We start from the raw sequence: 25,338 nt of genomic DNA on the forward strand, positions 1-25,338 counted from the left end.
CATGGGAGGGCGCGCGTTCAGACGGCTTTGCTCTTACCGAGCTACACGATCACCGGGGACACGACCTTCTTCGTAGGTACAGAAGCTTCAAAAGTTACGCCTCGTCGCGCATTAGTGAATGCGCGCAACATTCCCCCGTGCGCTTCCACGATTGAACGGCAAATTGACAGACCCATCCCCATGCCCGATGTTTTTGTCGTGTAGAACGGCTCAAAGATCCGCTCAATGTCCGCTTGAGCGACACCGGGGCCCGTATCGCTCACAGCAACGGTAACACTTTCATTGTCGCTCAGACTGGTACTAATGACCAACTCCCTCGGACCGTCATAATTTTCGCTCATCGCCTCGATTGCATTGAATACGAGGTTTAGCACGACCTGTTGCAGTTGAACCTGATCTCCTTCAACGAGGGGTAGCGCTTCGCAGAGTTGCGTCCGCATAATGACGCCCTTGCGGCTCGCTTCCGCCCGTGAAAGGGCGACGACATCATGAATTGCCGCATTAATATCAAGTGTCTCCTTTTGCTGCGGCGCCTTTTTGACCAGACTGCGAATGCGATCAAGGACATCGTTCGCCCGAATTCCGCCCTGTCGGATACGGGAGAATACCTGACGTGCCTCGTCTACTTTCGGATCGGCGCCATCCAAAAAGCGCTGCCCCGCGTCCGCAAGTGTGATAGTCGCGGCGAGAGGCTGCTTCACCTCGTGACTGATCATCGCCAGGAGTTGCCCCATTGTCGTCAGCCGGTTTGCATGAGCGAGCGCCGATTGAACCTCCCGGTATCGCGACTCGCTTTCGCTGGCTTCAGCTTCAGCGCGCTTTTGCTCAGTCAGGTCCAGCACGAAGGCAACACCTTCGTCCATACTCCCTTCGAAGTTGGCGACGCCCAGCAATACCGGAACACGGCGGCCGTCTTTGCGAAAAAGTTCCTTCTCGAATGGAGGTAACGTTCCGTCGCGCTTCAGCTTGGAATCCCAAATCTCGTTACGTTCGGCCCAATCGAGAGGAGTCAGGTCTGTCCACCGCACTTCGCCGAACTGAAAATCATCGCGGTCGCATCCGACGATCTGAAGAAACGCGTCATTGGCTTCAGTGATGATGCCTTGGCTTCCGTAAATAAAAATTCCGATGATATTGGCGTCCACGAGACGCCGGATCCTGCTTTCGCGTTCGAACAAATCGCGGTACAGCCGGGCGTTCTCTAGCGTGATCGCCGCCTGCGATGCAAGCAGCTTGAGCACGGGAATCCGGCTAAACGCGAAGATTCCCGGGCCCAGGTGATTTTCGAGGTATATGGCTCCGATCAGATTGGCTTGGTTGACAAGCGGAAGGCACAACACCGAGCGTGCTTGGCGCGCGTTGATATAAGGGTCGGCGGAAAAAGAAACGTCCGACACAGCATCGTCGAGTAAAACATTGCGCCTTGTGCGCGCAACGTAATTGAGAACCGATTCGGGCAAGATCGTATCCTTTATGGGCTCATCACAGAGCCTCACCGTGACCGAGTCGCTCGAGGTGACTGCTTCGGCCTGGACATTTAAACCCGTCTTTCGCCAAAGCATCAGCAGACCACGTGCAGCACCCGTATGCTCCATCGCCATTCGCATGATCGTGTCGATCAACTTCTCGAAGTCCATTTCGACTGATAGCGCTGCCGACATCTTAAGCACGGTGCTGAGATCCAGACTTTCGACAGTCGCGCCGAAAGTAGTGTCGGGTGAGGTGATGGTTTCGTGTGCAACTAGATGCGGATGCGACTCCTCGAGCTGCCGGACCTTGATGGTGGCACCCCAACGAAGGTAGCAGCCGCGGGCGTTGCGCAGATAGGCGTGCGAGACAATCTCCGCGCCGCGGTCAGTGTAAAAGCGCGCGGCGAGTTCGCTGGCAAGGCCTTCGTTGTGCGGAAAGCCGTTCAACTGCGCGGCGCGAATCGCCTTTTCGAAAAGACGTTCCGCGTCGAGGTCTCGGCCATCGAGGCGCGCTACCTCCGCGCCGACGAGCGCAGCCCGATCCTCGAAATTTTCCGGGCCATTCCGCGCCCAGATCTCGAGCTGTTGATGATGAGCAGCAATCGTTTCGTACAACTGCTGCCGTTCTTCGATCGGCTTACCGGTCAGCGATGCGCAGAGCGCAAGCGCCGCATAAAAATGAAAATCGGCTTCCTCGAGAAAAAGCGGGGATGTCCAGAGCAGCGTGCGTGCTTTGGATAGCGCATCGACCGCGACCGTATAGTCCCCGAGCAGATAACGCAGCTGCAATTTGCGAATCCAATACCAGCACTGAGCGATAGCCAAGGCAGGGGTGTTCGACAGGTATTGCTCGACCTGGTGCTCGTCCATGTCCTCATAGCCGAGGCGAGCAGGTTGTTTACCCGACGTACGTAGCGCCTTGATCAATGCAAGTTGAGTCGCGATGATGTGTTCGACGAGCCCAAAGCGTGCATTTCGTACGAAATGGAGTCCCCACTCGGCTTCGCGCTCGGCATGGTCCAATGGGTCGCCGGCAAAGAGAAGATGCGAATTCAGGTTGTTCCGAGCGTAGGAGGCATACAGCATGTCTCCAATATTGTTTGCATCCGTGAAACCGCGCTGGATCAAGGCATTACTCGACCGAACGTGCTTGATCCAGCGGAGGCCGGTGAACACAAACACCAAAATCGTCGACGCACGGAATCGCCTGTTTTCTTGGCGTTCGATGAGGTCGAATCCCACTTGACCAAGCCGGAAGCCCGCGTCGTACTGGCCGTAACGTGGGCCGGCAACGCGCGCGAACATTACGTAGGCAAAACACGACGTATCGCTATTGCCATGCGCGAGACTGATGCTTACTGCCCTACAGACTGCTAGCGACGCGAGGTTCAGGTCCGTGAACATGGCAGGCGTCTGCGCCTTGATTAATACTTCCATGACAGCCAACGATACTGGATCCACCATTGATGGGGCCATGAGGATCTCATCAATAGGCCGGCTGTTCAGAATATGCAGGATGTGGTCGTACTCCCGGCGTACCTCTTCGTCCGCAGGATGGGCAGACCAGTGAATGCCTTCGTGCGCCAGGAAGTCCAGCGCGATAGTGACCGCACAATCGCTCTGGCCATTTGCGGTGCAAATATCCATCCTCAGGCAAGTAACGGCGGCGCGTTCCTTTGTACCGACGGCAAGGATGTACAACCTCGCGAGGCGCGCGTCCGCGGCCAGTAGTTCACCGGTCAGAAATTCGCATTCTGCACGCTCGAATTCGAGGGCGTATGTCAAATCGCGTAGACGAAGCTGACTATTCTCCTCTAATAGAGCGGCCCCCGCGATGAGGTATTTAAGTGCAGAAGTGTGAGCTGACGATGCTTTGGCACGCCGGGCGGCGATCAGATTAAGGTTGGCCAGTCGCTCGCGTTCCTCGCCCGTCACGATATGACTGACGGCTCGATTCAGTTGCCCGACTATGTCGAAGATCGCTTTCTCGAGATGCCCCGCGGGAGTATGTGCAACGAGAAGTCTTCCTATTTGCAGGTGCTTCTGTGCGCGTGTTTGCTCGGGTATGAGCGAGTACGCGGCCTCCTGTATCCGATCGTGGACGAACTGGTACTTGTCCGGCAAGCGTTCTATAAGTTCCAACTGGCATGCTTCCCATAGATCCGCATCCACATCTTTTTCAGTTGATTGTCGAATTCTGGAGATGACCAGAACATCTCCCGTGTTGCCCAGACATGCAAGCTCCTGTAGCGCCTCCTTGCACGCCTCCGGAAGACGCTTGATCTTTTCGACCAGCAGTTCAATGACGTTCTCCGTGTGCCGCGACGCCTGAATGTTTTCAGCGTCCCAATGCCAACATCCCGAAGAGCGATCGGGAACAATCGCGTTGCGTTCCACCAGAGCATTCAAGAACTGACCGACGAAGAACGGATTTCCATCGGTCTTCGTATGCACTAGCCTCGCAAGCGATGCGGCGCGTTCGAGATCGCAGTGCAGCGCATCCGCTATTAACTGCGCTAAATGATGTTGCTCAAGGGCATCGACACGAATCTCCGTGATTGCGGCTCCTGCATTGCTCATTGATTTCAGCATCCGTGAAAGCCGATGAGGCGCGTCGACCTCATTTTCGCGGAAGGCACCGATTAAAAGGATATGACGCGGATCTAGCCGCGTTGTCATATCCTCAATGAGGTCCAGCGTTGCAGCATCGAGCCATTGCAGATCGTCGAGAAAAAGCACTAGTGGATGTTCCGGTCTCGCAAAAACCGCGACGAACCGACGAAATACCAGCTGAAAGCGACCTTTTTCCTGTTGAGGAGTGAGTTCTGGTACCACCGGTTGCTCACCGATAATGTGCTCGAGTTCAGGCACGAGATCGGTAATGAGCCGGCCGTTTGGACCGATTGATTCCAGAAACGCGTTGCGCCACCCTCGTAACTCGTTCTCGGTTTTCCCGAGCAATTGGCGTACAAGCCCTTGGAAGGCCTGTGCCAATGTCGAGTACGGATTGTCTCCCCTCCGCTCGTCGAACTTTCCTGATGCAAATAGCGCATGCGTTGACATCAGGACCCTACGTAGTTCTCCAACAATCGCAGACTTGCCGATACCCGAGCCCCCGGATACCAGTACCAGCTCGGGAGTGCCGCTCCGGGCGACGCGATCAAAAGCCGTCGTAAGCGTCCTGATTTGCTCCTCTCTGCCATATAACTTCTCAGGGATGAGCAGGCGGTCAGAAAGATCTAGCTCTGCTAGCGGAAACGGAGCAACCTGGCAATTCGTTTCAAATTCCACAAGACAGCGCCGCAGGTCATGTTCGAGACCGACTGCCGTCTGGTATCGATGCTCGGCGGATTTCGCGAGCAGCTTCATTATAACATTCGAAACTTGGGCCGGAATGTCAGCTAGTCGCTGTCCTGGAGGTACTGGCGTTCGTGCTATATGGCAATGAATCCACTCGCCAGGTTCAGACGCGGTAAATGGGAGCGTGCCCGTTAGCATGCGATAGAGGATCACACCGAGCGAGTACAAGTCGCTACGTGCATCAACGGAACGATTCATGCGGCCAGTTTGTTCCGGCGCCATATAGGCAAGAGTGCCTGCGACGTATTCGGGCAGTTCGGACATACGGCGCATGCGCGGTAGTTGTGTCGCGATTCCGAATCCGGTCAGCCGGACATGCTCCTCGCCGAGCGCAATGAAAATATGCACGGGCTTCAGGTCCCTATGGACGAGCCCCTGTTGATGAACACAAGCGAGCGCCTCAGTCAGCTTGATGGCGAGCCGCAAGAAGCGGCCAAGCTCAAACGGTGTCCCGAGCAGAGCCTCGAGAGGTTCATCGCCATTGTCCTCGAGGAGCAATGCAACACGCCCATTTCGATTGACGATCGTGAGAGGGCAAAGCGCCCACGTGCCGTGAAGCCGATCCTTTAATTCATATTCATGGGAGAGACGGGCCAGGCTGTCAGCGGAGGGGATCGCAGCCAAGTTGCTAACCGTGAAAACCCTCGTTTGCTCGCCATTACTGTTTGTTCGCCATTCTCGACAGAATATGCGTTCGCCGTCTCTCCATAGGACATCTATTCCGCTGTTTCTCACTGTCGATCTCGTTCGTTCAAGAGATTAACTCATTGTAGGTCCACAGCCATTCGAGGGCGTTGCCGTAGAGGCCGAGCCAGAGCTGCACCGTGTAGGAGACGGCCACAGGACGCCGCCAAAGCGCACCGCAGGTCCGAGGATCCTCGATCCCGCAAACACCGTTCGTTGCTTCGGATCCCTCTGCCAATTTCGCAAGGCCATCCCGATGGCGGCATTGTGAGCACCCAGAACAGCGTGAGGATCACGTAGCGCCACCCCCCTGATGCATATGGTCGTTGGTGTTTCCGGTCAGGAACCGCCTGAGATCAATGAAGGGATGGGCGGGCATGCGCGGGCTCTAAGCTGATGGAGTCGTTTCTCTATATATAGCTTGATCAAATCGTTGCTCAGCACATCGGTTGACAAGCAACGCGCACCGCCGAAGGGACCAGCTGGTGCGCCTAAACCCGAACAATCAATCACTCAAACAACGACCAGTGTTCACTGCGCGTCCACCCAGTCTTCGGATCCCGTGAGTTAGCCAACAAATCCGTCAAGCTAAGCCGAAACGATTTCCCATCGACATCCCGGGACTGCAACTTCCCATTGGTTATGGAATCGATGACAGTATGTTTCGCATAACCAGCCGGTTGTTGGCTGACCACTCGGACCTCCTGCGTTGTTCTCTAAACCGATCCTGTTGCAAGAAGTCGGCGTTCTCGTGCTGAAACTCCATCGCAACAAAGTCGATGATTGGCCCGAACTCATCCAGGCTTTCGCCTGATATCATCTGGGTCGATCTGGTAGTGGGCGCCCCCACACTTTCCGTCAAATTTTGAGGCCGTTTCCGCGCCATCCACAGCCGTCGCCATGACAAGCTACGCAAGCAGCGGCTTTCTCGGGCTTTTGAAAGCCGGGACTCGCCGAGCTAGTCGCTGGGACAATTAAGGGGCTCGTTGCGCGCCTTTGTCTCAATCCGAACATGCGAGCGGGCGTTCGTAGTCCGCCAATTGGACGGAATTCGGGAAACGGCCGCATGACGGGCGGTCGTATCGAAAGGAGAACGACGAGCTATAGCGCGAGAGACCGAGCGTCGCTCTATCCTAAACTGTGATACGGACGACCTCCGGGTCACCTTGACGTCGGGGCATGGCGGTGACCGGACCTGTCTTTGGCGCGATCCGCGCCTGCGCCTTTGTCAGCAGCGCCTGCCAATCGAATCGCCTGCAAATCCTTATAAAAGCCTCGAGCGCGGGCGAATATTGACGTCCACCGACAACAAAGAGCTCAACAGTGTGTTCGAAGTCGAAGTCCGCGATAGGACGGACGACAGCATCCGGCAATGCTGGCGCGTGCTCTGGGGTTAGCATGACGCCAAGGTTTGCGCTAACTAGGTGCTGCAGGTGCTGCAGCCCTTGCGCACGGTGCCCCGGCTGTGCGACCTGCCCCTCGCACAGGTGCTCGCGGAACGCGCGGTAGATCTCGCAGTCAATCGCTTCAAGCCATTTCGCGGATCGCAGATCTTTCAGGCTAACGGTGGATTCTTCTGCCATCCGGCTCCCCTCGGCGCATGCGACAAAGACTCTTTCGCGAAACAAGCTGAAACGCTCAATGCGTTCGGGGGCTGGCCCAATGCAGCTGCTACCCAGGGCGGCGCCGACGTCGCCGCTCAGTAAGCCTTCGAAGACGTTAGAGGATTCAGCATCGACCAGATCGACTTGGAGGCCAGGTAGTTGGGTCGTGAGCGCGGCGATCGGTTTCGCCAGGATCGACGCCGAGATCATCGGTGTCAGGGCCATCCGGAGTGTGGCGACCTTCTTCCGCTTGAATTTCTTAGCATCGGCGCAAGCCTCCTCGACGGCGAGCAGCGTCCGTTCCAGTGTGGGCAGCATTAGCTTTCCGAGGTCTGTTAGCTGGCTGAGGTGCCTTTCACGGAAAACCAGTGCGCCACCAAGTTCGTACTCCAGCTTCTGAATTGACTTGGTCAGCGCAGGTTGGGAGACGTTGCATTGTTCGGCCGCTCGAGTAAAATTCATGCACTTGGCAAGAGTTACGAAATACCGAATTTGGTGGAATTCCATGGTAGCTCCTTATTTCGTCAGCTAGCCCGTCAACCGGGCTCTCGTCGGGGGACTTTGTTCGCCGACGAGATCCGGCTGGACGTCCGTTATGTCGCAACACTCCGTTGAACGATGTCGAGCAGCGAATGCGCCTCGATCGGCTTTCTGAAAAACCCGACCGCTCCAGAGTACATCGCGAGTTCGCGCCACGACTCTTCAGGGCACCCGGTAATGAGAATGACCTTAGGTGGATCCGACATCTCGACGACGCGCTGGACCAGATCGATACCGGACAGCCCCGGCATATCGATGTCCGCGACCACGCAGTCACAGCGCTCGCTCTCCTCGGAATCGAGGAAGGACTCCGCGCTCCCGAAGCAGGCTACTTCGTGGCCGGCAGCACGCAGTAGGTAATTCAGCGACTCACGGAGGAGGGCATCATCATCGACGACGCAGATGAGAGCTTTCTTGTTCATGAAGCGAAAATGCGCCTATTCGACGCGTTCGCCTACTCTCCCACGGCTGAGGTTAGTCCTGTCCTTTTGGACAGGCTTCGATGAGCACCTACTCCTCGCCTTCCAGAAGTGCAGCCATCCGGGTCAATTCCGCGAGGCTGCTGGCCATCATCTTCGTCATGACCGCGCTCCGATGAAATTTCACGGTGGTCTCCTGGATCTCTAATGCGCCCGCGATTTGCTTGTTCATTTGGCCTGCACACACTAGCGCCATGACCTCGCGTTCACGTGCGGTCAGGCTTTCGTATCGTTTGCGCAATTCCGACAGCCGGTCCGGCGCCGCCGATGGCGGCTTCCACGTTCGGATCGCGTTGGCAACTGCCTCCAACATCTCCTGGTCCCGAAAAGGCTTTTCGATAAAGTCAACAGCGCCCGCCTTCATCGCCTGAACTGACATGCGGATATCGCCGTAGCCGCTCATCAGGATTATTGGCAAACGGTTATTACGCTGAGCTAGCGACGCCTGCAGTGCGAGCCCGCTGGGCCCCGGCATCCTGACGTCGATGATCACGCAGCCAGGCACATCAGCTAGATCGGCAGCAAGAAACTCCTCCGCACGACCGTAGAGCTTCACGGTGTAACCGACAGATCGCAGAAGATCGTCGATCGAATGCCTCATGAGGTCGTCGTCGTCGACGACATGGACGATAGCGTCGCCCAACATAGCTATTTCGTCTTCAGAGCAAGCGGTTGCCCTTCGGTCACGTTCACCGCTTATGGTCCCCAAGCTTCGGCTTCCGGTCGATCCGACGCGCTCGTTCCCTCTATCATTTCATTGGGAGACATTGGTAGGCATAGAGTCAATTCCCAATGGGAATGGATGTACTGCCGCGACTGTAACGCGGAGGGAACGCGAATTTTCATCACCCCCATCCCAATATCACGGCGGGCGCCGCCACAGGACGTCCGGTTAGAGAACAGCGTTCCTAGGTCTTCTCCGACAACCATAGATGCCCAAGAGAGTCACGTCCGAAGAGCCTGTCGATGACCATCACAAGCAACTGAGACCAACGCTGAAGATCACCGGACTTACCTCATACGCATCTGATTTCAGCGAGGCGAGCATCGTCACCGCCGTTATCGTCGCGCTCGGGTGCGCCCTAACCTGTCACTATTGTGCTTTGAGGATACCGCGCTAATCGGGCGCAGTGATTGACTGTAGGGATCCCTTTTAGTGTAGCGAAGTCGGACCCGCGCCTCGCGAGGGACCGCGATAACGTAGGGATATAGAACTTATGGCGACCTATGTCTCAAAATCGGTCCAAAGTCGTTCTCGTCGGGTGTCGAATGTCGGCGCTGTGACGAGAACTTGAGGGAGACGCGAATGTCGGTCGTGAGCTTGCGAGAAACGTTGAAGTCAGCATTGGGAGATATTCTTTCGCTACCAGATGCGGCCCCTGTTTCTATCGGAGACGCAGCGTTCGCGATAGATCTCTCCGCCGCAACAGAGGCCACATCTGCAAATGTCCCTAATGGTCGGGCGGAGATCCCTTTGCAAGGAGCCGATGGAGAGAACACGGGCGTCCTGTGCAAACTCATTTCCATCGATATTCCGATCTGCGGGCCCGCAGACATCGATCGAGACACCACGAAGATCTTCGTCCATGACATCGCAAATCTCTTGTCAGTTATCGATGGAGGCCTGCGGCTGCTTGAAGTGAAGACTGACGCGCAAGATCGCGCCGTGATCGTTGAAAGGCTCCACCGCGCAATCCAGCGCGGCGCGTCGCTCAGCCGCAAACTGTTGGACAGCAATCGTCCGTATTGCAAAACAGCTCGGCCCGTCTCCCATGACCATATCGTGGACATCGGTGATCTGGTCGACCAGACGCTACGCGCTGACGTTGTTGTCGACACGCACATCGACCCGGGCCTCGGGCAGTTTCAAGCTGACCCGGAGGAGTTCCATCTTGCACTCCTCAATCTCTGCAAGAATGCATGCGACGCGATGCCCGAAGGTGGGACGATCAGTATTAGCGCGCGGAATGTCTGGGTGCAGATAGACGTTCCCTGGGTCGAGATATCGGTTTCCGATGATGGGACCGGAATGAGCCCGGACGTGCTCGAACGTGCCTTCGAGCCCTACTTCACAACGAAGGAAATCGGCACAGGCACAGGGTTGGGTCTCACACAAGTCAAACGCCTCGTCGAACGGTGCCATGGAACGATTAATATCCAGAGCGCGGAAAACAAGGGAACTATCGTGTGTATGCTATTTCCCTGCACGTAGAATAACATCAGCGCGGCCGATCCGCAGGGCAAGTGGAGGACCGTCACATGTGTAACAAGATCAATATCGAAAGTTACCTCTCAAGAAGAGACCCCTGGCCTGAGACGCGCCATCAGGATCGTGCGCACCGCCAAGGGCCCTTCCGGCTACCCCCTCCAGGGATATTCCTTTCCAGGCACTCGTTGGGGCCGTCATCTACCAGGCATATCCGAATCGGTCGGTGCGACCATTTAATCGCTGCTGGAAAAGATCGCGGGCGGCATGACACCGCCCCGCATGCCGCCTCTGGACAGTCGCAAACATTCAGAAAGGCCGGCTTGGCCCTATCCAAGGCGCGACCTACCTCGCCAATATGTCCGATGTTCAACCCCAATTCCAAGATGGCGAAGAACATACCTTGACGTCCGACGATGAGCTTGTCGAGGCCATTATGGCCATTCCAGGCGCCAGTTTTTGGACGGTGAATGTCCTTTTGGTCTGCGCCAGGCAGCCGTAGCCTCTGCGACGATGGCCATTGTTTCCGCCGCCTGCTCCCACCCGTCACGGCTTTTTCGCGCTCAGCTACGAGAAACAGCGCGGACTTCGGTAAAGCTGAGATTGACTATGACGACGACTTCAGCGACTCCGTGTCGATCGGCAGGCTACGCAGGCGCTTGCCGGTGGCGGCGAAGATCGCATTGGTCACTGCAGCACTGACAATGGCTGTCGGAGCTTCGCCAATGCCACCCGGAGCTTCCGCGTTCTTAATCAAGTGCGTCTCTACCACCGGCACCTCGTCGATACGCATCGGCGGATAGTTGTCGAAATTGCTCTGCTCGACCCGACCATCCTTGAAGGTGATCGAACCATGGAGCGCGGCGGTCAGCCCGAAAATAATTCCACCCTGAACCTGTGCTTCGATCGTATCGGGATTGACGTACATGCCGCAATCGACCGCACACACGATCCGCTTGACCTTGACAGAGCCATCGGCCGCAACTTCGACCTCGGCGACCGCCGACAAGTAACTTGCAAATGCGAGTTGTACCGAAATGCCGCGGCCATGACGTGCGGGAAGTGGTGATCCCCACCCAGCTTTTTCCGCGGCGAGCGACAGAACGGCAAGCGCTCGTGGATCGTGACCAAGCAATCCCTTGCGATAAGCAACAGGATCCTGCTTCGCGGCATGCGCGAGCTCATCCATGAAGCTTTCGACCACAAAAACGTTGTGCGTCGGTCCGACACCGCGCCAGAAAGCGGTCCGGACACCAGGGGGCTCCACCCGGACAAAGTCGATGTGGATATTAGGCAGCGCATAACGCCCGGCAGCTGCTTCTACCGCATCCGGATCCAATCCATCTTTGAACCAATAAGGAATATAGCGTGCAGTGATAGAGGCGCCGGCGATCCGATGCGTCCAGGCAACCGGCTTGCCGGCGGCATCAAGTCCAGCCGACAGCCGCTGGAAGTAGTACGGCCGATACATATCGTGCTGGATGTCTTCCTCGCGGCTCCAGATCACCTTCACCGGGCCATCGACGTGCTTGGCGATCTTGACGGCCAGCACCGTACCGTCGGGTTCCAGTCTTCGGCCGAAGCCACCGCCAATCAGATGATTGTGGATTTTGGTCGCATTCGTTGGGAGCCCGGTGAGTTCGACCACTTGAGACTGCGTGAGTGTAGGTGCCTGCGTCCCGACCCAGATGTCGCAACGATCCTTCTGCAGATGAACCGTGCAGTTCATCGGCTCCATCGCCGCATGGGCCAGGAAGGGAACCTGATAGATAGCGTCAACCCGTTGCGCTGCTTCCGCAAGTGCCTTCCCTACATCGCCTTCTTTACGGCCAACCACGCCCGGCTTTTTGGATTCTTCTTCTAATTGCCTAACGATATCAACGTTGCTGATCTTGCCGTTCGGCCCGTCATCCCACGTGATAGCGGCGGCCGCGAGCCCCTTCTTCGCCGCCCCCATGTGATCGGCGACCACGGCAACCGCCTCTTCAATATTGACCACTTGGCGGACGCCCTTCACTGCCAATGCGGCTTTCTCGTCGACCGTTTTCGCCTTGCCACCAAGCACAGGCGAAATCGCGACGGCAGCAATCTTCATACCCGGCGCTCGAGCATCAATGCCGTAGACCGCACGGCCATCGACCTTGATCGACGAATCCACACGCTTGGCACGCGTGCCGATCAGGGTGAAATCCTTCGGATCCTTCAATTTGACGCTTGCAGCAGGCGGCACAGGCAGTTTAGCCGCAGCGTTCGCAAGTTCGCCATAGCTCAGATGCGTCGAGCCTGACGCATCGAACACGACGCCGTCCTTGGTGCGGCAAGTCGTTGGATCGACATTCCAGTGCTTTGCGGCCGCCGCAATCAGCAGATTGCGACCGACGGCCCCTGCCTGACGCAGCGGTGTCCAAAAGGCACGGACAGAGGAGGAAGCACCTGTCGTTTGAATCTGGAGGAACTGATTGGCGTAGAGCGCATCATTTGCCGGCGCATGCTGAACCTGAATCTGGTCTAGCTTCACGTCCAGTTCTTCAGCGAGAAGCATCGAGAGCGACGTGTAAACCCCCTGCCCCATCTCGGCCATCGGCATGATGAGGGTCACGGCGCCGGTTGGATTGATCCGGATGAATCCATTTGGCGCGAAAGTACCCGTGACCTCGTTATCGACCACCTGCGAAGCAGGCGCCGCGAGGATGGACTCGGTGCTCGCACCGGTCAGAGCAAAACCAAGCAGCAAACCTGCGCCCTGAAGAAAGACGCGCCGTGACATCGCCGTTTCGTGTTCGACCTGGTCCTTCAGAATGCGCCCATCCATGATCTCAAACTCCTGCTGCCTGCTTGATCGCCGCGCGGATCCGCTGATAGGTGCCGCACCGGCACACGTTGCCTGACATCGCCGAGTCGATATCCGCGTCGCTCGGCTTCGGAGTATCTTTCAGCAATGCCGCCGCCGACATGATCTGTCCGGACTGGCAGTAGCCGCACTGCACCACCTCCAGGTCCAGCCACGCCTTCTGCAAGGCCGCGCCCTGCGGCGTCTTGCTGATCGCCTCGATCGTGGTGACCGCGCTGTCGCCGACGCTATCGACCGGCGTCTGGCAGGAGCGGACCGGCTGGCCGTCGACATGCACCGTGCAGGCGCCGCATAGCGCCTGTCCGCAACCGAACTTGGTGCCGGTCATGCCGAGCACGTCGCGCAGCACCCACAGCAGCGGGATGTCGCCGTCGACATCGATTTCATGGGGTGTGCCGTTGATCTTTAACGTGAAAGCCATGGGTGCCTCTCGGTGGCTAGGGCTGATAGGATGAGGACAGCCATCCGGGTACCGCAACGATCGACCGCAATTCAGCGCCAGCCAACACAAGGGCGGCCCGGCGGCTTTATCGGGACCGTTCCCGCCACCTGGTCCTTCACTACAAGCGCCCCGTCACTTCCGACGCGCGCGACGTCGTCGTTTCCCGAATTCCTTTCGCAGGCCACTGATAATACGGACCGAAGTTCGATCGTCCAATGACGTATGGCTATTGAATCGATGCCATTGACGCAGACGCCGAAAATCAAGAAAGCCCCTCCCCAAGCGGTTGCAGCCGATGCCGGCCACGTTGACCGACGCTCCGCTCGACGATCCGGATCGGGTTTCACACAAATTCGACGGCTTCCGAATTTTCTCCGGAATCCGAAGGCAATGTCGCGCTAAACAGCCGTAATGGCAAAATCGTCAGCCATTCGTACGCTCGAACGCGTTAAGGGCGACGCCGTCATCGACAGTGAGCTTGTCGCCGTAGGCTCGGCATCACCGCCTCATGGCCTCTGCGCCGTGCAAACGAGCTCTGCCTTCCGCCGCGCGGTCTCCAAACCGAGCGCAATGAACCGGCGAGCATGACGTAAGTCCTTGTTGTCGGTCCACAGATTGCGCCAGATGGCGGCTTTCCTGGACAAGTTCTCATCGACGCTCTCGGAGGAGAACGACGAGGGAGCTGCCGGCGCCGCAAGGCTCGCGCTGATGGGTGCGCGAGAGGCAGGACTGCTGTGACGCGATGCACATCCAACACCTCATGGGATCCGCCCGCTCGCCGAACGATACGACGTCTTTCTGCTCGACCAGTTCGGCGTGCTGCATGATGGTCGGCACGCTTACGCAGGTGCCGTGCACGCTCTCTCTGCACTGAAGCGCGCAGGCAAGACCATCATATTGGTTTCGAATTCGGGAAAGCGCCCTGCGCCGAACGAAGCCCGCTTGCTGAAGCTTGGTTTTGAAGCGGGAAGTTGGGACTTCTTCGTCTCTTCCGGTGAGGTGGCTTGGCGCTCCTTCTCTGACATGGTGGCGGCAGGAACTTTGCGGCCCGGTACCAAAATCTTTGCTGATCAACCGTGATGCCGCTCGCTCGGCAATTGAACGCCTTCCCCTCGCCTTGACTAGGAGTGGCGAAGATGCGGACTTGGTAGTCATTTCGGCCAGTGAGGGGTGACCGTTATGATCTCGACCATTATCGTGTGCTGCTCGCTCCGGTGGCCGCGCGAGGCACACCGTGTTTCTGTACAAATCCCGACAAGGTTATACTGACAGCTGTCGGTCCGCGCTTCGGAGCCGGCGAGCTGGCCGATCTTTATGAGAAACTGGGCGGCGCGGTCACGCGGATCGGGAAGCCCAACTTAGAATTTTCGAGGCCTCGCTCGAGCTAGCTGGCAGGCCAGACCGTGCACGTGTCGTCTGTGTCGGCGACAGTCTGGAGCATGACATTGTCGGTGGCCGTCGGGCCGGCCTTGCGTCTGCGCTGGTGCTCTCGGGTATACTTAGCAGCACCGCCGATGTGACGGAGTTGTTCCGGCGAATGGACGCCTTCCCCGACTCCACGATCGGTGCTTTCTGCTGGGACTGATCTCCACGGCCACACCCCATCGAACGATGCGCAACGACCGGCGCGAACCTCATCGTGATCAGATTGTTGCTTCTCGGATCATAGCAGCGATCTTGCCCGGCCAAATCCCACTTGTCGCGGTCGTGAGATCGCTCCGCGCCGGGATACCGCCAGCTTCCTGACCAAATCGACAATGATAGGGTCTGCGCGAAACATGATTGACCGATCCGGCGACTCTTACATTGCTAGCTGTCGGTCGCATGCAACGACTTCAATCAGTCCCTGCGAACATCTTCGTCAATGCATCGACGCAATCGCCTCGAATCCGTTGTGAGTCACGGCCAGGCGCTTGCTTGCGTGCCTTGGTCCCAATTAACGCGACTGGCCGGTCGACGTCCTGTTTAGTAGCGCTCGATTGCGATGGTACGATTTGGGGATGACGGCACGCAATATCGCTGCGACAGCAAGGCGGCAATTGATCTAGAAGCCCTTCATTGCGCGACAGCCGATAAGCTGCGCGCTCGCCTCGCTGGATCAGTACGAACGCTTGCAGCCTGCTCCGTCGCCGGGATCGATTTGGTCGACTGGCTTCTTCGAAACTGGCTGCGCAAGTCATTGCGGCTCAGGTTCTTCGTTACCGCTACGCGATGCGTCGGCCTGTAAGCTCGCGGTTCGCCGCCAATCTGATCAGACGAACGACCGCGTTCAGCATCGCTCGCTCGTTGACCAAACGCTCTTCGGCGTTTGACAGACCAATCCTTCCCTCATCGCGTTCGGCGAATGTCTCTCCGGACTCCGCTTGATCGGCAAAGGTTAGGATGCTCCTTTCGGTTTCGGCGATTTGGGCCTTCATTTCTTCGATGACGCGCGGACCATCTGCCGCCATGCGCCTGATACGCTCGATTTCTTCGGTCGTTTGAGCCTGCACCTCATCGGAAAGGACATGAGGGGGCAGCAGAGCGCAGAATTTCTCGAACTCGTCGCTTTCGCTCTGGAGCACAATCGAGGAGTAGTCGGAAAACACGATCAGCGCAGCGATCACTTCTTCGGTTTCGTCTCCCCCGAACCGGTAATCGAGAAAGGCAGCACCGAGAGCGTTCTGGCGTCCCGTAAGGATCGCGGCCCCTATGCCGGTGAGGGCCGTTCTTCCGAGCGTGCGTCCGACGCGCAGCTTGGTTTCAGCGGCGATTTTCGCGACGCATCTTACTTGGGTGACGCCGTTGTAGCGAACCGAGTTGGAGCCGGACGATATGGGCCCCGTCCGCCAGATGCCGATGACCGGGTTCTTAAAGAACACCTTAATCGATTCGGCGGATTCAACCGGAGCTCCGTCCCCCTCAAACGAGAAGATCTCCGCCTGCAACACGCGCATCTTCCATCCGGAGCGCAGGTCGGAGTCCGACATCACTAGAGCGGGATCGCCGGTTGGAGCCTTCGCCAAGCCCAGTGCCGAATGCTGTGGCATGGCGTCGAGCGCGGACTTGCGAGGACCGATCAGCGCCCACACGAAGAAGCCCAGCCAGCCGAGCACAGTGAAGCCAAAAACGACATTCAGGATGGCCAACACCAGGGCATAGTGATGCCGAACCTTGAAGGCGATGATGGTTGGCAGAAGGTAAACCGCGAGACCCAGCGGGATCAATCCAACCGGACCGATGGCCATGCTCATCAGCGCAGAAAGCGTGACCACGACCGTCAGAAGTCCGATTCCGAAATGCCTGTGCTCAGCGATATTCGAAGAGCGCCTGACATCGCTCCCTCGCAGCGCTGGGGCGGGAGCGCTCGCGCTCGCCTGAGCTGTGTCGCCCGCAGCCCCAATCTGGAGCGGCGCGATCGGCAAGGCTGGTGGCTCGTTGATTATAGGCGCTCCGCACTCCTGCTCTTCTGGACGCAACGCCTTATCGTGGGGTGATGACATGCCAGACGGCTCTAGGGCCTTCAAGTTCATGGGCGCGGCCGCCGGCGCCACGACGGGGCTCGGCACCGCATCAGGCTGTTTGCGCCTGTCGAAGAGCAGAAAACCGACTGCCCCGATGAGCATAACGACAGCTGCTATGAGAGCCCGTTGGAGGTAGTTTGTATCGGGTGGGTTCGCAGCAAGTTTGATGGCGATCGGCGGACCGACAACGCGCGGCTGGACGGGCTCCTCGGCGGATAGCGCCTTTGTAGCCTGTCCGTTGACCTCCGCCGGCAACGGGGCCGCCGGCGTCTCAAGCTGGGCGACTACGGTTTTCTTGGTGGATAAAGCAGGAGCCACGCTTTCCGGCGCGGCCGGGGACGGAAGCGGCTTAGCCAGGGATTCGGATTTTGAGCTCTCAGGCTGAACCGATTGTGCCGCAACCACGGGCGGGGTCGCTGCTATTGTCGGGGTTGGCAACGGTTCCAATGTGGACTGCGCTGTCGACGGGGCCGGCGTCGTTTTTAAGGATTCACTGGCGGGCAGCAGGCTCGAAGGTGTGCTCGGCTGGTGCGACGCGACCTCCCGGTTGGTAATGGACGCGCTCGGCGCGAGCTTCGAGGCGTCGACGGTCAAGAAACGAAGCGTTCCCCGGCCGGCTTGGTCCCAGCTTGCCGCCCAAACGTATCCGGCGCCTCCGGTCACTCGATAGACCGGCAGGCCAATCGAAGCGGAGCGCTGCAAGTTGCCAATGTGGTCGACCAGTATGCCGGCTCTGACATCTCTGCCCGCTGCGAGATCCACTAAACGTGATCGCTCGAGCGGCTGGAGCGAAACGTCGCCCCAGGTGGCCATCAGCGTACGTGGACCGACTGCCACCGCGGGGAGCGCAATGAAGCGGGGCTCTCCGTACTTGGCCGAAAGTCGGCGTACGTCGTCCATTGCCTCCGTGCCGGAAAAGAAGGCCGGCTCCAGGAAGCGATTAACGTAGAGGGCGGTCCCATCTTCCGAGTGGACGATCGTCGTCGTCGAGTTATACGCCCCTCGGGGAGAGGTCTCCTGCCGCCGCTTCTGACACCAGGTCAGACCTGTGAATTGGTCGCTCGGATTGCACCGGTACTCCAGGTACGAAGGGCTGCCGAGGGCAACGTGGGCGCCAAGGTGCAGGCCATCGACGACGTATACGGCTTCTGCCATGGCCGGCCGCGCGATGGGGGCGGCTGCTACGGGCGTGGAATCTACATCAGCGATGGAGGCGCCGCGCTGCTGAAGCTGTTTGATTGCGGAATGCTGGGCGTTCTTGATGCAGCCCGGGTCAGCCCCGCAACCTCGGCGGGCTGCCAGCAAGGGGGCGGCTACGGAGCGGGCGGGCCCCTCTCCCATGTGAAGAACCAATTCTTGGTAACCTTGCCCGATGAGCCGATCGAGCCTTGCAAGTTCCGGATCTCCGCAGATAGCGATTTCGTCCGCCCATCTAGCCCTACGGCAGTCGAAGCTCGGTCCGGAGGCGTTCGCCTGGTCGCGGCATTGGCTTCGAAGTCTCGACACGCGGGGGTCCGCCGGTGACACGCCTTTGCGGATCATCTCGTTAACGGAAGAGCCGCCTTGGCGAAGAACGCCATCGAGACATGCGACTTCAGATTCCGGCAACCGCTCCCAGTCGGCCTGACTTGCCGCGGCGATTCCCGATCTGATCATGCCTCCGAATAGCTCGAAGATCTCCCGTTGCTGTGCAAGAGCCCCCTGCGGAACGCCGGCTATCAAAATGAGCAGAATAAGTTTTACAAAACGGATCAAGGTCGAAAACCCCCAGCCTCACGATCGATTATAGCAACCTCCGATCGGTAGATAAGAATAAAAACGTCTGATTGACCACGACTTATGTAGCTATCACTTTACTCAACTTCCCTAGGACCGCGTCCGCTTTCCAAGTAGCCGAAGGGAGAAGAGCCCCAAGTTGGCGTCTAGACAACATGTTCTATTTTTAACGTAAGAAAATGGACTCTGGCACCGCAGCCGGCATGGCTGACAGCTTCGAGAGGGGCGGATCGGCTTCCAGGCGGTAGGGCAGGAACTGGCTGCAACACGTACCGAAGCCGATTACGGGGCCTGGCGCAGGCCGGATCCGATAGACACGCAAGATGCTCGCTCACGCTCTAGCCGCGCCCGCCACCTGCACAAGTCGACGATGCTTCGGCCGCGCTTTTGCCGTCACCGCGAGATGTATATTCCGGCGAGCCCTGCCGAACCGGTCAGCCACACCTCAACGAACTTTTCGGGCCCAGCTTGGCACTAACCGACATCAGACCAGCCTCTATGAAATAGGCGTGCTGCCTGCGAACGCCGCACCGATGAATTAAGTCGCCCTTTCGTAAGCGGCACGTTTTCTGAGAGCAACAGAATACGGTTGCGTTCATCAGGTGGGAGCCGACTTAGCAGTCTGTTGCGAACCTCAGACTTCAGAATGAAGGTCCTAATAGTTTCTGAACAACTGAGGCATGCAAGTGTACGTTTTCGTACCAAAAAAAACGATGAAATGCATTTTCAGATAAATTTTCCGAGCGATTTGTATCAGACACTCGTCTTTGTATACTTTTTACAGCGGGGGGGAGTAATGGCGGATTTTTTTGAGCTAGATTTTTTGGACGTGGAAACAAAAAGTAGTGGCGACGCAATCTGCATCCGATACGAACTGAACGGCGAGACCTATATTCATGTGGTCGATGGCGGATACCAGTCCACCTACGACAAGATCGCCGGACATCTGAAGAACCACTACGGTGCCCCCTCATTCATCAATCACGTGGTGGCGACGCACAACGACGGCGACCATACGGGCGGCCTGCAGGAAGTTCTGGGGAACTATGACGTCGGTTGCTTTTGGATGCTCGGTCCCTGGAATTACGCAGACGAGCTGCTGCCAAGGTTTAAGAACTACACCAGCGCGGATAACCTGAGGAAGAAGCTGAGAAGCGTCTATAGCAATCTTGCGACGCTGGAAGATATTGCCAAAAAGCGCGGTATCACTATCGGCGAACCGTTTCAGGGCGCTCAGATTGGTGCCTTTAGAGTGATGGCTCCAACAAAGCAGCGCTTCTTGGATTTGGTGGCGTCCTCCGAGAAGACGCCTGAGGAAGCCGGTTTGTCCGAGGCGTTGACGGCGGCAGCCAAGCGTACGTTCGTCAAGGTCGCGAACCTCGTGAAGGCTGTTTGGGGAGCCGAGTACTTCCCTCCGGAAGATACCAGCTCTGAAAACGAGATGAGCGTTGTGCAATACGCGCATCTCTGCGGGAGAAAACTCTTACTTACTGGCGATACGGGCCGGGGTGGTCTCAATGAGATCATTTCTTACGCGCCGGCTGTGGGGCTGACGTTGCCAGGCATAGACAGGTTTCAAGTACCGCACCATGGCGGCCGTCACAACGTGAACACCGAACTACTCGATAAGCTGCTTGGGGCTCGGCTTGATCAACAACCTTCATCGGGCAATTTCACAGCAGTAATCAGCTCTGCGAAGGAGGACGAGGACCATCCGCGTAAATCCGTTGTTCGTGCGATGATACACAGAGGGGCCAAGGTCGTTACCACCGAAGGCCATTCAATCGTGTCTTATGGCGGAGAGACCAATGGACATGGCTGGGGCAAGGCAACTCCGGTTGACTACCCTGACGAACAGGAAGACTGATGTTGGCCGGAATCACCAGTTTGTTTGACCCGTACGGGCGGCAAGCTCGCTTATTCCCAGGGCTGCTTACAATCTTTCCTGCGCTGCTCTGCGCGCTGGCATGGTTTCCGCAGCTCTTGTCCGGTCTGGGCTCAACCCTTTTGACCATCTGCTCATCCTGTGGGCTGCTCTACGCGCTCAGTTCTCTCGCCAGGACGAAGGGCAAGCAGGTGGAGAAGCGGCTGCTGAAGAATTGGGGTGGCTGGCCGACCACCCTATTGCTGCGCCATTCCAACGGTGAGTTGGAAAGCCATACGCGGAAGCGCTACCACGCGTTTTTGGCCAAAAGCGCGAAACTTGCGTTTCCGGATGCCGACACAGAGGCCCGCGATCCGGCCGCGGCCGACGCGGTTTATGCTTCTGCCGTGAAATGGCTGAAAGAGCGTACGCGGTCCAAGGAATTTGCGTTGGTAGAAAAGGAGAACGCTCAATACGGCTTTCGCCGAAACTTGCGAGGGATGAAGTCTTTGGGAATCAGCCTGTGCATGTTTGCCCTGTTGTTGTCTTTAGCAAGCGTGGTGTTTGTCGCTAAAGTGGATTGGTCATCCTACTACGCGCACCTCGGCGAAACAATTTCAACTATCATCGCGGAACAGCCGGCGCAGAGGTGGGGCGCACTGGCGGTGGATATCCTGGCCGCGTTCGCGTGGCTTGTCATTGTCAACGACGAATGGGTACGGCAGGCCGGATATCAGTATGCCTACGCCCTCTTAGCGTGCTGTGACAAACTCACGATAACATCTGCGAACCGATGAGCCGGGAAATCGAAAGGCAACCTGAAGAGAGATCTTGAGATATAGTAGGAAAGAGGACTCGTTTCAGGCTTGGAGGAACCAATATCAACAGATTGCCGAAGGCAAATTTCAGTTGTGGCGATGCTTTGCTCGCCGAACGTCAGCCAGCTTCCGGCATCCGCTCGTTCTGCGATGAGCCTTGACTTACAGCCGCGGCGCGCGACATGAGCGTATCGCTCGGCGGCACCCTCACCAGGGAAACAAGTCAGCGTCCCAGTCGCCCAGGACAAGCCGGACGCTCGCAACGGCGTCATCCACTGCGAAACGCCACTGATCAAGGCTTTGCTATTTGCGAAGAAAGCGGGGAAATCAGTGTTCTCATGACCATGCCCAGCGCGCCGGGCGGAGGAGATCATCCGGCCGGCACTGGGCCGGTGAATCGTGGGCCAAGTGGGAAACATGGATTCTGTCCGTGATTAACCCCACTATCGACGTGGTAGGCGATCTACAGGCGATTTCGGGCAACCCGATGCTGGAGATCTCGAGCCCTGACATGCCTTGCCGGAGGAGGTAACCGATCTTAGCGGAATAGGCCCCACCACTAATGCGGGGCTCCATGTGAGCCCGGCCCTGTCATTCCGAGCATCCGTACCCCTTCGCTAGGACGACGAGCGCACCCTTGTCATCGTTCATCGGAGCCTCAAACAAATTGAGCCAAGAAATGAAACGTATGTGCCTTTTGATCTTTGTGCTGTTTTCCACGGCAGCTTCGGCCGAACAAGTGAGAATTCCGTGGAAGGGTGACTACCCGCACAATTCGAACAAGCCCTGGTCCAAGAATAACCTCTACGACTCCGGCTTCTCGAAAAACTTCAAGAACGGGGCGCCGGAGGAGTTTGGCGAAATACAGAAGGACGGCGAATTGAACGCTTTCATCTACTCACCGAGGGAGACAAAAGGTCCGGTACCATTCGTCGTCGTATTGCATGGATGTGACGGCTTATCCACACTGACCAAAGAGTGGACGCAGCATGTCGCCGATGTGCTCAACGAACACGGCATCGGGGCGCTTGTGCTCGACAGCTTCACCACACGCTACGTGGACAATACCTGCGGCTTGGCTGACTTACATTGGGCTCGCCGCCGTTCTGATGACGCCTACTCAGCTCTCGACTACCTGATCGAAAAGAAGCTCACGAGGGCGGATGAGATCTACATCATGGGCTACAGCAACGGAGCTACGACAGCGCTGGTGTCGATGACTAGTCAAGAGATCGATCACATGCACCACTTTGCGGCGGGATTCGCGATTGCTCCAGGTTGCAGTCCGTCGTTGCAGAATTCCGCAGTGTATACGAGACCGATCGTCATATTTATGGGCGACCAAGACGATGCAAATGATCCCAAGTGGTGTCTTGAACTGGCGAAGAAGACGCGGTCTGTTCCGGTGCAGATGATCGAGTATCGGGGTGCGAACCACGGCTTCCCTGTGAATGCGCCTGCGCACGATTTCATGGGGTGGCACCTCAGCTACAACGCGACCGCGGAGAAGGATATGATGCAGACCATTCTCTCCGCGATCAAGACGAGGAGGTTCACCAAAGGCATCGAGCTCCGATGAACGCTTCTACAAGGACGTTCGCAGCACGAGAAATCGGCACCTGCAGCATTCGGCTAGGTTTGTCCTCAGGACAATTCTCTGGGCCTCTCGCAGCCAGGGTCGGACCCTGCCGCATTAGCTCCGGCGTGACAAAAGGCCTTTTCGATTACCGCTCCAAGCGCTAGGCTTTCACTTGCGTCAGCACTGCGGAACGAAAGGGTTTGTCGGAGAACACGATGCGCCTGGTGACTAGGGATTTGCAGGAAGCGATTGCGGCCGTCACTGACGTTTACTGCCCTCACAACGTTAAGGTGCTTGAGGGCATTCGAGGCATTGACGCTGTATTGGAGTCTTCAGGGCCGTCACGTCAGCAGATTGTTACGCTGCGCTACGCCGCACCAGTCAAAATCGACGCTGGCTCGTTCGACAACCTACTGCTGTTCATGACCTGCGTCGACGGATCGGCAGAAGCGAGGCAGGGAGGAATTTCGGTCCAGTGGGGAAAAGGAAAAACGCTTCCGTTGTCACCCAACATTTCCAGTGAGCTCACCTTCGACCGGCAATTCTGCCAGAAGTCCATAAGGCTGGACAAGAATTTCGTCGAAGAGGTTTGCTCGCGACTGATCGGCAGGGCTCTCGACGTACCGCTTCGGTTTCGTCTCGCCCCCTTTAGCGCGGCTCTGGAAGCCGCTTGGCGACAAGCGCTCCAGTTGATTCGCAATCTCGAAGATACAGAGCTCTCTCTTGCACCGTGCGCCTGGAAACAGTTCGAGGAATTCCTCGGAATGCTGGTCGTCGAAGCGCACCCGCACAACTACTCTGATGTTCTGAGACATGTGTCGTCCGCGGCAGAGCCGCGATTGGTTCGGGAAGCTGAGCACCTGATGCGGACCGGCGGACCGGCAATTACGGTCGGCGAGGTGGCGAAGGCCCTGCGAGTAAGTCTGCGCAGCCTCGAACTCGGATTCCGCGAAGCACGAAACATGACCCCCATCCAAGCTCACCGCCGGATACGTTTGAGCGCCGCGCGGGAGGCTCTTCTTAACTCGACTCGGTCAACCTCCGTAACTTCGGTCGCGATGGCGTGTGGCTTTCCTCATCTGGCGCGGTTCAGCGGTTACTACCAGCAGACGTTCGGTGAAACGCCGAACCAGACGTTGCGCCGATGTCGTGGCGGAGAGGCCTGACCTCACACGGGTGAACTGTCGCGAAATCATTTCGCAAAATGGATATTGCTGCGATTTCCGGATAGCGCGTCGGGTTTGCGGGCGCAAAGTGCTGCGATCCTCCAAAAGGGGCATTTCAGCAGGAAGGAAATGAGCATGTCGTCTCAGGATCGAATTCCTCAAACACTCACGACTATGGAAGCGGCATTCACACTGCACGAAGGCAAGGAGCTTCAGGAGGAGTTCTGGCGTCACCAAGAACGTATGGGACCGATCGCGGCCGCGTCGCCCGGATTCGTTGCGGTGATCGGCGGTCCGATCCAGCGCTCTCATTGGCTTTACTTTTCCGGGAAGTGGGAGACGCCACAACTCATGGACAAATGGCAGTCCGAACCGAAGCACAAACCCATGCAGGATGCTGCCCATTCGCGCTGGTTCGCGTCGGTCTATCTTCGGAAGTGGCGTCTTCCGGGAGAGAACGAGGCTTGCAGCGGCCCCCTCCTGTGCGAGATTGCCATTGCGAGGCAGGACGCTCTCGAACAGGGTACGATCGATAAGATCCTGGACGAGATCATTGGTCCCTCGTTGCACGCGCACGGGGCACGGAATTTCGAAACCTTGACTGGTGAATTCGAAAAGCAACCCTATCAATTCGTCGGACCGCTTCAGGAATTTCCGGCGCTCGCGCCGGTCCGCTATCTGCTGATCACCCACTGGGCCACCGATGTTGCGTTGCAAGGCTGGCTCAAATCGGATGCGGTCAGGCAGCTATCGGCCTATGGCGAGGTTACATCGGCGGTCTCGATTTCGATCAAGCATGATGCCGGCGAACGGAAATACCTGAGGCCTGACGGCTTGCAGCGGGATGCGACCCACTAGTTGGTCCACGCAACAAAATGGCATGGAGGGTCGGCCGCCCACTCGGGATGGGCCCGGAGTCGGGGCTGCGTCATAAGTATCGAACTAAACGGTGGCGAAGCTGGTCTGGGCCACTTCGTCATCACAGCCTTGCGAGGAG

13 protein-coding genes and 3 pseudogenes are annotated in these 25,338 nt (G+C 57.6%); 8 read left to right on the plus strand and 8 right to left on the minus strand.

Annotated features, from left to right (window positions below; translation table 11 throughout):
• Window positions 1–41: 41 nt before the first annotated feature.
• From UNPA324_RS09225 to UNPA324_RS09240, 4 genes are all read right to left on the minus strand, one after another.
• Window positions 42–5,453 (minus strand): trifunctional serine/threonine-protein kinase/ATP-binding protein/sensor histidine kinase, encoded by a 5,412-nt coding sequence (locus UNPA324_RS09225; protein ID WP_246667153.1) that lies wholly within the window; start codon window positions 5,451–5,453, stop codon window positions 42–44.
• A 1,193-nt stretch (window positions 5,454–6,646) separates the two neighbouring features.
• The gene (locus tag UNPA324_RS09230) at window positions 6,647–7,624 is read right to left on the minus strand and encodes a LysR family transcriptional regulator (RefSeq protein ID WP_141934497.1); all 978 of its coding nucleotides are present in this window, start codon (window positions 7,622–7,624) and stop codon (window positions 6,647–6,649) included.
• A gap of 86 nt (window positions 7,625–7,710) precedes the next feature.
• Window positions 7,711–8,079, minus strand: coding sequence for a response regulator transcription factor (locus tag UNPA324_RS09235; protein ID WP_141934498.1), 369 nt, complete (start codon window positions 8,077–8,079; stop codon window positions 7,711–7,713).
• Between the two features lie 88 nt (window positions 8,080–8,167).
• On the minus strand, window positions 8,168–8,782 hold the full coding sequence (locus UNPA324_RS09240) for a response regulator transcription factor (RefSeq protein ID WP_141934499.1): 615 nt from the start codon (window positions 8,780–8,782) through the stop codon (window positions 8,168–8,170).
• A gap of 660 nt (window positions 8,783–9,442) precedes the next feature.
• Here UNPA324_RS09240 and UNPA324_RS09245 point away from each other — a divergent pair.
• Entirely contained in the window at window positions 9,443–10,348 is a 906-nt protein-coding gene (locus UNPA324_RS09245) for a sensor histidine kinase (RefSeq protein ID WP_141934500.1), read from the plus strand.
• 601 nt (window positions 10,349–10,949) lie between these two features.
• On the opposite strand, the gene UNPA324_RS09250 is transcribed toward UNPA324_RS09245, so the two are convergent.
• Together UNPA324_RS09250 and UNPA324_RS09255 are read right to left on the minus strand one after the other, a co-directional pair.
• A complete protein-coding gene (locus UNPA324_RS09250; protein WP_141934501.1) occupies window positions 10,950–13,154 on the minus strand; it encodes a xanthine dehydrogenase family protein molybdopterin-binding subunit in 2,205 nt (734 codons plus the stop codon).
• A gap of 4 nt (window positions 13,155–13,158) precedes the next feature.
• Window positions 13,159–13,614, minus strand: a complete 456-nt coding sequence (locus UNPA324_RS09255; protein WP_141934502.1) for a (2Fe-2S)-binding protein — start codon at window positions 13,612–13,614, stop codon at window positions 13,159–13,161.
• 316 nt (window positions 13,615–13,930) lie between these two features.
• On the opposite strand from UNPA324_RS09255, the pseudogene UNPA324_RS35660 reads away from it, so the two are divergent.
• Window positions 13,931–14,145 (plus strand): annotated as a pseudogene (locus UNPA324_RS35660) (DNA ligase-like domain-containing protein); the annotation flags it as partial.
• Here UNPA324_RS35660 and UNPA324_RS35665 read toward each other — a convergent pair.
• Window positions 14,142–14,309, minus strand: a pseudogene (locus UNPA324_RS35665) (sugar phosphate isomerase/epimerase); the annotation flags it as partial. The pseudogenes UNPA324_RS35660 and UNPA324_RS35665 sit on opposite strands and share 4 nt — an antisense overlap.
• A gap of 91 nt (window positions 14,310–14,400) precedes the next feature.
• Between UNPA324_RS35665 and UNPA324_RS09270 the strand changes: the two are divergent.
• Window positions 14,401–15,220: pseudogene (locus UNPA324_RS09270) on the plus strand (TIGR01459 family HAD-type hydrolase).
• 619 nt (window positions 15,221–15,839) lie between these two features.
• Here UNPA324_RS09270 and UNPA324_RS09275 read toward each other — a convergent pair.
• Window positions 15,840–18,893 carry a superinfection immunity protein gene (locus UNPA324_RS09275; RefSeq protein ID WP_141934503.1) on the minus strand — a complete coding sequence of 1,018 codons (3,054 nt, stop codon included), beginning with the start codon at window positions 18,891–18,893 and terminating at the stop codon, window positions 15,840–15,842.
• A gap of 817 nt (window positions 18,894–19,710) precedes the next feature.
• Between UNPA324_RS09275 and UNPA324_RS09280 the strand changes: the two genes are divergently transcribed.
• From UNPA324_RS09280 to UNPA324_RS09300, 5 genes are all read left to right on the plus strand, one after another.
• Window positions 19,711–20,781: a ComEC/Rec2 family competence protein gene (locus UNPA324_RS09280; protein WP_141934504.1), complete on the plus strand. Its 1,071-nt coding sequence runs from the start codon at window positions 19,711–19,713 to the stop codon at window positions 20,779–20,781.
• Window positions 20,781–21,575 (plus strand): hypothetical protein, encoded by a 795-nt coding sequence (locus tag UNPA324_RS09285; protein WP_141934505.1) that lies wholly within the window; start codon window positions 20,781–20,783, stop codon window positions 21,573–21,575. Before UNPA324_RS09280 ends, UNPA324_RS09285 begins: the two co-directional genes overlap by 1 nt.
• Before the next feature lie 658 nt (window positions 21,576–22,233).
• Window positions 22,234–23,175 (plus strand): dienelactone hydrolase family protein, encoded by a 942-nt coding sequence (locus UNPA324_RS09290; RefSeq protein WP_141934506.1) that lies wholly within the window; start codon window positions 22,234–22,236, stop codon window positions 23,173–23,175.
• Between the two features lie 215 nt (window positions 23,176–23,390).
• On the plus strand, window positions 23,391–24,341 hold the full coding sequence (locus UNPA324_RS09295; RefSeq protein ID WP_141934507.1) for an AraC family transcriptional regulator: 951 nt from the start codon (window positions 23,391–23,393) through the stop codon (window positions 24,339–24,341).
• Between the two features lie 135 nt (window positions 24,342–24,476).
• A complete protein-coding gene (locus tag UNPA324_RS09300) occupies window positions 24,477–25,199 on the plus strand; it encodes a hypothetical protein (protein ID WP_141934508.1) in 723 nt (240 codons plus the stop codon).
• Window positions 25,200–25,338: the final 139 nt, after the last annotated feature.

The sequence above is a fragment of the Bradyrhizobium sp. UNPA324 genome (assembly GCF_006658635.1).
In the GTDB taxonomy this organism is placed as follows: domain Bacteria; phylum Pseudomonadota; class Alphaproteobacteria; order Rhizobiales; family Xanthobacteraceae; genus Bradyrhizobium; species Bradyrhizobium nanningense.